Consider the following 2,066-nt stretch of genomic DNA (forward strand, 5'->3'; position numbering starts at 1 on the left):
ATTCTGAGCCCTGGAAAATTCTTTCTGACCGGGAAAGGAACGAGAGGATAAACCTGATTGAATTTCTTATCCAAAGGGCCCCTCTCGAAAGCTTTGAGAGTTTTTACAGCTTCTGGGAGAAGGATTTTAAAAGCAGGTATTACTATTTTCTTTATCCTGTTTTAACGGACAGCGAAAAAATAAATACGTCCCCGGAAAAAGAGAGGTTGCGGAGTTTTTACGATTCTCTGCTGGAGAACCGCGACAGCGCGGCCCATATTACAGCGGATCTCAAGGGGGGAGATGGATTTACCACGGTCCTGGTCCCGGATCTTGGGCAATCATCTTCCATAAAAGTACCTGTGACCAGCTACAAGATTCCCCTTCCGCCTGGTGTCGAGATATGCTGCGGTCTAAAAACCCATGACATAGAGAATTTTCAGCTGGTAAAGGTCGAGTGGAAAGAGCTCATTCAATCCAGCGGTGGGGAAGAATGACAATTCCCGGATTGGGTGAAGCCCCTCTCACCGTAAAGGTGCATTCAGCATCAAAAATGTCATAAGCCTGCAGCATATAGGTGTCGATGGCGACAGCGGTAAAGCTGTATACTCCGTCCATCAGGGGAATGTTTTCAAAAACCAGCCGTCCCCTGAAATGGTTTTCATCCAGTTTTTCAAGGGCTGCGTTATCTTCATGGCTTGCTGTAGAACAGATTACAAGCTCGTCGCTTCTCTTGAGGATAACTCCCAGGCTCGGTTCACCGGCAAACTCCGGCCCGTAGAATGCTTCCACCTCTACCATGAGGTTGTCACCGCTCCTGATTGAGGTCACCTGGTTTCCTTTTAAGTCTGTGACCGACAGTTTTTCAATCCAGCATATCTGTTTGCCCTGTCCTGCTTTATGATCAGCTGCCGGCGCGGTTTGTTCGCTATTCTTCCTGAGAAAGGACTGATACGATTCAACTGCATCCCGGGCTGGACCAAGGAACATGTTTTTTCCTTCATGGAGCCATAATGCCCTGTCACAAAGCAGTTTGACCTGGTGCAGATTATGGGAGCAGAACAGGATGGTTCCACCGTTCTCCTTGAAATCAATGATTCGGTCGGTGCATTTTTTCTGGAATTTCTGGTCCCCTACCGCCAGAGCTTCATCAATTATCAGGATGGAGAAATCAAAACCCGTGGCAACCGAAAATCCGAGGCGAAGGTACATGCCTGAAGAATAAGTCTTGACTGGTTCATCAATGAAGTTTTCCAGTTCACTGAAGGTAATGATGCTTTCAATCCGGTCATCGATTTCTTTCCTTGTCAGACCAAGAATCGCCCCGTTGAAGTATATATTGTCTCTTCCGGTATGTTCGGGGTGGAATCCTACTCCCAGCTCCAGCAAGGCCCCGACCCTTCCTGCAATTGTGAAACTCCCGGTGGTTGGGATACAGGTTCCGGCCAGGAGTTTTAACAGGGTGCTTTTCCCCGCTCCGTTATTTCCGATTATTCCAAAGGCCTCCCCGGCGGATATCTGAAAACTGAGCAACTGGAGGGCGGTGAAGAGCTGGTGCCCCCGGACATTAAAAAGAAATTCCCTCAGCATTGCCCTGGGCCCCGAATAGAGCCTGTATACCTTGGAGATATTTTCTGCCGCAACAGCGTATTTCATAATTAAATCAAATCCAGTATCACAGGTTTAAATTTTTTAAGTACTTTGCTTCCGATAAAGTACAGGATCAGGCAGCAGGCCAGCCAATAGAGGATTCCTGAAAAGGAAGGGGGAGGATCTCCGATCAGTATCCATCTGTATCCTTCCAGCAGGTGCGTGAATGGATTGAGGTCCAGGATCATTGGAAAAGGATCAGCCAGTTTTTCCCTGGAGTAAACTATAGGAGTTGCCCAGAAAAGGGCCTGAAAAGCTACCCCTACAACATGGATAACATCCCTGAAAAAGGTCTGAATTGAGGCAATCAGCATACTCAGTCCGTACATGAACAGGCATTGGGAAAGGACCAGCGGAATAAACAGCACCAGGTTGTTGTAATGAGCGTTCCCCGAAACAAGCAGCACGGCTAGGAACACCAGGGTTCCCAGTACCTG

General features: G+C 47.9%; 3 protein-coding genes. 1 reads left to right on the forward strand and 2 read right to left on the reverse strand.

The window, feature by feature from the left end; all coding sequences use genetic code 11:
• The coding region (locus KKA81_16910) for a hypothetical protein (protein MBU2652608.1) at positions 1-476 on the forward strand (476 nt) is incomplete at its 5' end.
• On the opposite strand, the gene KKA81_16915 is transcribed toward KKA81_16910, so the two are convergent.
• On the reverse strand, positions 448-1,635 hold the full coding sequence (locus tag KKA81_16915; GenBank protein MBU2652609.1) for an ABC transporter ATP-binding protein: 1,188 nt from the start codon (positions 1,633-1,635) through the stop codon (positions 448-450). The genes KKA81_16910 and KKA81_16915 overlap by 29 nt on opposite strands.
• A gap of 2 nt (positions 1,636-1,637) precedes the next feature.
• On the reverse strand, positions 1,638-2,066 hold a 429-nt coding region (locus tag KKA81_16920; GenBank protein MBU2652610.1), incomplete at its 5' end, for an ABC transporter permease.

Source organism: Bacteroidota bacterium, from assembly GCA_018831055.1.
GTDB lineage: Bacteria > Bacteroidota > Bacteroidia > Bacteroidales > B18-G4 > M55B132.

Coding starts and splice junctions, on each gene's coding strand:
- KKA81_16915 (MBU2652609.1), bottom strand. CDS start 1,635: ATGAAATACGCTGTTGCGGCAGAAAATATCTCCAAGGTATACAGGCTC.